The sequence below is a fragment of the Streptomyces sp. NPDC050388 genome, assembly GCF_040655635.1.
Taxonomy (GTDB): domain Bacteria; phylum Actinomycetota; class Actinomycetes; order Streptomycetales; family Streptomycetaceae; genus Streptomyces.
The window spans coordinates 1-4,925 of the sequence record NZ_JBFAKH010000195.1 but is presented as its reverse complement, the minus strand read 5'-3'; the positions used below and the strand labels follow the sequence as shown (position 1 = coordinate 4,925).

At 69.9% G+C, this 4,925-nt stretch carries 7 protein-coding genes; 4 read left to right on the top strand and 3 right to left on the bottom strand.

Annotation, left to right across the window (positions count from 1 at the left end; genetic code table 11):
• The 4 genes from AB0I73_RS40325 to AB0I73_RS40310 form a co-directional block, all read left to right on the top strand.
• A partial coding sequence (locus AB0I73_RS40325) for a DnaB-like helicase C-terminal domain-containing protein (protein ID WP_363045360.1) occupies nt 1–527 on the top strand: 527 nt, incomplete at its 5' end.
• Nucleotides 528–646: 119 nt separating this feature from the next.
• On the top strand, nt 647–1,195 hold the full coding sequence (locus AB0I73_RS40320) for an XRE family transcriptional regulator (protein ID WP_363045362.1): 549 nt from the start codon (nt 647–649) through the stop codon (nt 1,193–1,195).
• Nucleotides 1,196–1,368: 173 nt separating this feature from the next.
• The gene (locus AB0I73_RS40315) at nt 1,369–1,749 is read left to right on the top strand and encodes a hypothetical protein (protein WP_363045359.1); all 381 of its coding nucleotides are present in this window, start codon (nt 1,369–1,371) and stop codon (nt 1,747–1,749) included.
• A 43-nt stretch (nt 1,750–1,792) separates the two neighbouring features.
• Nucleotides 1,793–2,592 (top strand): IS5 family transposase gene (locus AB0I73_RS40310; protein WP_363045361.1). Its coding sequence is split into 2 segments (ribosomal slippage): nt 1,793–2,141 and nt 2,141–2,592, totalling 801 coding nucleotides; the frame shifts between segments, so codons are not numbered across the junction.
• Between the two features lie 371 nt (nt 2,593–2,963).
• Here the strand turns inward: AB0I73_RS40310 and AB0I73_RS40305 are convergent.
• The 3 genes from AB0I73_RS40305 to AB0I73_RS40295 all read right to left on the bottom strand — a co-directional run bounded on the left by AB0I73_RS40305 (nt 2,964) and on the right by AB0I73_RS40295 (nt 4,825).
• Nucleotides 2,964–3,713, bottom strand: coding sequence for a sigma-70 family RNA polymerase sigma factor (locus tag AB0I73_RS40305; protein ID WP_363045358.1), 750 nt, complete (start codon nt 3,711–3,713; stop codon nt 2,964–2,966).
• 41 nt (nt 3,714–3,754) lie between these two features.
• The gene (locus tag AB0I73_RS40300; RefSeq protein WP_363045357.1) at nt 3,755–3,919 is read right to left on the bottom strand and encodes a hypothetical protein; all 165 of its coding nucleotides are present in this window, start codon (nt 3,917–3,919) and stop codon (nt 3,755–3,757) included.
• Between the two features lie 447 nt (nt 3,920–4,366).
• Nucleotides 4,367–4,825: a pentapeptide repeat-containing protein gene (locus AB0I73_RS40295; protein ID WP_363045356.1), complete on the bottom strand. Its 459-nt coding sequence runs from the start codon at nt 4,823–4,825 to the stop codon at nt 4,367–4,369.
• Between the last annotated feature and the right edge of the window lie 100 nt (nt 4,826–4,925).

Sequence of the window (4,925 nt, the reverse complement as noted above, 5' to 3'; positions counted from 1 at the left end):
ACCGGCACACCCCCGAACTGCGGGGCCTGCCGCTGTGGATGGACTACTCCGCCCGCCTCAGCCCCGCCCGCATCCGCTCCCGGATCAAGACCATCAGCCGCGCAACCGGCCGCGCGCCGCTGGTGGTGGTGGACTACCTCCAGCTCATGCAGACCGACCAGCGCACCGCCCGGCAGTCGCCCTACGAACGGGTCACCGAGATCAGCCGCGAACTGAAGATCCTCGCCGCCGACACCGGCGCCGTGCTCATCGCGCTGGCCCAGCTCAACCGTGGCCCCGAACAGCGGCAGGACAAGAAGCCGGCGGTGAGCGACCTGCGGGACTCCGGCGCCCTGGAGCAGGACGCCGATGCGATCATCCTGCTGCACCGCGAGGACTACTACGAGCCGGAGTCCGAGCGGGCCGGGGAGACCGACCTGATCGTGGCCAAGCACCGCAACGGGCCCACCGCCACGGTCACGGTGGCCCACCAGTTCCACTACAGCCGGCTGCGCGACATGTCCGCCGCGGAAGAACCCGCCCTGTAATAGCCCTGGACGCCGCTGTGCGGCGCGTTCCGCCCGGCGCCGGGCAACTACCCCGGCCCGGGCGGGAACGCCGCACAGCGGCCCGTACAGCCGATCATGAACGGAGAGCCCGATGGGGCATCGTCGGAGCCGGCCTCGAGCGGGCCGTGCAGCAGGCGTTCACCCGGCCCATACCGAAGTCGGCCGGCGCGCAGATGCGTTACCTGGTCCGGCAGCTCAAGGGCACCCGCGCGGTGGCCGACCTGCTCGGCGTCTCGCAGCGCACCGTGGAGCGCTACGTGAAGGACCAGATCCGCCGGCCCCGTGCCGACCTCGCCCGGCGCCTGGAGGACGCGGTCCGTGCCCGCTGGCAGCCTCGCATCCGCGCCCAGGCCCGGAAGCAGGCGGCCACCAGTACCGGCCTGGTCGTCGACACCCGGGCCCGGTTCGGCTTCACCGCCGCACCCGGCACCACCGACGACGCCCGGATCCGCCACCTCACCCTCGCCCTGCCCCCGCACCACGCGGCCCGCCTCTTCGACGCCCAGGATCGCGGTGCCGGCGAACGGCAGCTGCGTGACCTGGCGGCGGAAGCGCTCGGCGAGGTCTACTTCCGCGACGGCGGCCGGCGTGCCGCCGGCCTGGAGGTGCAGTTCACGGACGTCGAGCACGTGGAGTTCGAGCTGTAGCCACATCGGATCGCACGAGCGGGCCTGTACGACAGCCACGTCGTCACTGGCGATGCAAGAAGCGACACCCGCACCGCCTTCTGACGGAAGGAATCAATCCATGCCTGCATCTGCCCGCCCATGGCGCGTGGCTGACCCAGTGCCTGACCGGGGAGCGCGCCGCGTACCTGGGCATGGCGGCTGACGTGCGGCAGGCGCTGAGCAAGGCGTGGGAGACGATCCAGGAGAGCCGGTTCGCCCAGAGCCTCGGTGCGGCCGGCCAGCCGGTGCCCGACCGCGCGGACAGGGCCGCCGAACGGTTCGTGGAGTTGCGCTCCACCGCCGCCCGGTACGGCCACAGCCTGGACAAGCGGGACCGCGACGACGTCGGCCGCGCGATCCGCAGGGCCGGGGAGTTCCGGGCGTACGCCGTCGGCCACCGCGCCCAGGCCGCCGACGCCCGCGCCGAGAAGGCCCTACGCGCCACGATCGCCCAGCAGTTCCCGCAACTGCACGACCGGGAGATGACGGGACGCCGCGCCGTCCAGCAGGAACAGGCAAGGCAGGCCGCTTAGAGGTCATCTCATTTGGCTCTGTAGGCTCTTGGTCGTGACAGGGATCGTTGAGCGGCTGGTGCCGGACGAGTTGTGGGAACTGTTCCAGCGGGTGGTGCCGGAGGCACCGACGCGGCCCCAGGGCGGCGGCCGACGCCAGCACGGCGACCGCGAGGTGCTGGCCGCGATCGTGTTCGTCGCGACCTCCGGCTGCACCTGGCAGCAGTTGCCGGCGGCGTCGTTCGGGCCCTCTGGCGCGACGGCGCACCGCCGGTTCACCGAGTGGACCAAGGCCCGGGTGTGGGCCAAGCTGCACCGGCTGGTGCTGGACGAACTCGGCGCCCGTGGCGAGCTGGACTGGTCGCGGTGCGCGATCGACTCGGTGAACATGCGGGCTTTGAAAAGGGGGAGCTGACAGGTCCGAATCCTGTGGATCGGGGCAAGTACGGGTCGAAGATCCATTTGCTCACGGAGCGGACGGGTCTGCCCCTGTCCGTCGGCATCTCCGGTGCCAACGTCCACGACAGCCAGGCCCTGATCCCGCTGGTGCAGGGCATCCCGCCCATCCGATCTCGCCGGGGACCCCGCCGGCGCAGGCCCGGCAAGCTGCACGCCGACAAGGGCTACGACTACCGCCACCTGCGGAAATGGCTGTCCCGGCGGGGCATCCGGCACCGCATCGCCCGCAAGGGCGTCGAGACCTCGCAGCGGCTCGGCCGGCACCGGTGGACGATCGAACGCACCATGGCCTGGCTCGCCGGCTGCCGCCGTCTGCACCGCCGGTACGAGCGTAAGGCCGAGCACTTCCTGGCCTTCACCAGCATCGCCTGCACCCTCATCTGCTACCGCCGACTCGCCAAATGAGATGACTTCTTAGCACCAGCAGGCCGCCGTCGCGCACCCGCAGCTGACGCAGTCCAGGGGCAGAGCAGGAAGTAGCCCACGGCGCTGTCCGGGACTCACCGGGGTCGAGTAGGAACGACGCAGAGACTGCAGTTTGGCGTCACATTATGTGACACCTGGGCTGAGCTGACGGGGCGGAATCGGGAGGCGAAAGCCCAGAGCGGACCGCATTGGATTGACGTTCCGAAATACCTTGGTTTGCGCGACTCCCGCCAATGGGCCGGAGTGAGGGGGCGCAATCGACCGATTCCGCCCCCCATGTTGAAAGGACCCCTTCGTCGGAGCGGCCCGGTGGGGCTGCCTCCTCCGTGCAGGCAGCCCCACCGGAACATTCAGCGCAACCGGCGGCGCCCCTGCCGGGAACCATGCCGCCTGGCGCGCCAAGCGCTCCATGCCCAGCCCGCCAGGGCGACGGCGGCAACACCCCCAGCCACGGCCAGCACCCAAGACCAGCCGACCAGAAAGCCCGCTGCGAGCACACAACCGAGCAGTAGCAGAGCCGCCAGCCAGCCGCAACCGGAACCGGAAGCGTGGTACGTGACGCCCATGTCCCGGCCCGCCTGATAGACGCTGCCACCGCTGCTGGCGGTGGCGACGAAGTGAACCCGCGCGTTGAGAGCGTGGACACGGGCGGTGGCCGGGCAGCAGCCGAGCTGCTCGGCGATCTCGTTGAAGCCCCACTCCTCGATGTAGCGCAGGTAGGCAACTTCCTGACGGCGCTGCTGTGGCATCAGCTGGATGATTTCGACGATCTCCCGGGCAGCGACGAGGTCCTCGGTGCTGGCAGACGGAGCGATGGTGCTCCAGCCGACGGCCCCCTGCTCGGTGTGGCCCGCCGGATCCCCGTCGGCCCGCAGGGCGGCTGTGGAGATGCAGCGGGCGAGGCGGCGCCGGGCGACGGTGTAGAGCCAGGCACGGGGAACCCTGATGCTGTCCCAGACACGCAGGGCCTGCTCGAAGGTGTCCTGGACGAGCGCCTCGACGTCAACGTCCTGCTCGGACAGCCCCCAAGCCGTGGCCCGCTGACGGACCGACAGAACCAGCGGACGGTAGTACAGCTCGTAGGCCGTTTCGAACGGCATCGTGGCCGTGGCGCCGCACTCGGCGCAGCAATTCTCCTCGGTCACTGCGCGCCGCCGGCGGGCTTGTCGTCCTGGCCGCGCGCGGCGGCCTGAGCCCGGGCCAGCTCGGCGCGGGCGCGCAGCAGCAGGCTCTGGGCGAGAGTGTCGGCGACCTTCAGCACCGCAGGCGCGGTGCCGAGCAGCATCAGGGTCACGGGGTCCATCATGGCGGCGTACCTTCCAGCGCGTCCCGCCCTCGGCGGATCCCGGGCGGGACACCTTGGCGGCTACCAGTTGGTGGCGAGTGCGCGCCCCGGCGTTTACCACCCAATCCAAGATTTTTTCGAGAGCCGGACCCCTCCGGCTGCAGGCCGCGCGGTGCGCGGAATCGGGCCGGTCAGTCCTCGGGACCCTCGTCGTGGTCAGCCTCCGCCGAGTCGCGCAGGGGCCGAAGCGCCCCGCCAGCCGGGCCGGAGCCACGGAAGCTGTAGCGGCCCAGGACGTTCAGGTTGGCGTGCTTGAGCGGGAAGAGCCGGGCCGCAGCTCCCGGTCATCCGAGGTCGGTCGCGGCCGTCGGTTCACTGTAATGAGGAGGAAGACAGGGACTCGCGGCCCTGTGGTTGCGGCGCTTGCGGCGTCAGGGCGCGGGCGGCCGTTTTCGCCCCCTCGTTGCGCTATGAAACCGGGGACAGCCATGTGGAGGGGAAGTGGACCGTTGGAGGAACAGGCATACCGACAGTAGAGAGAAGCCATTCGGGAGCTGGACCTGACGCGTGCCTGAAGTCCACCGTGGCCCCGGAGAAGGACGCGCCGCCTGTCGGGCCGTCGAAGTGCACAATGCCGGCGGAGAACGTCGCGCCGCCTGTCGGACCGTGGAAGTCCACGTAGCCGTCGGAGAACGTTGCGCCGCCGAAGTACACCGTCCCGCCAGAGAACGTTGCGCCGCCGAAGTTCACATAGCTGCCGGAAAAAGCCGCTCGGTCGAAGCGCACATTCGTGCCGGAGAACACCACGTCCTCGAAGTACACCGAGCCGCCGGAGAACGTTGCTTCCTGGAAGGACACTGAGCCGCCGGAGAACGTCGCCTCGCCAAAGTGCACAACGCCGCCAGAGAACTCGCACGGGTGTGTCAATTTAACGGCCCTGTCTCACTTTCGGTGGTGACGGAGAGTCGTGAGGGTCGTTGACATTCGCGTGAAGAATGTCAACGAGCTTGTGCAGATGGTGTTTTCG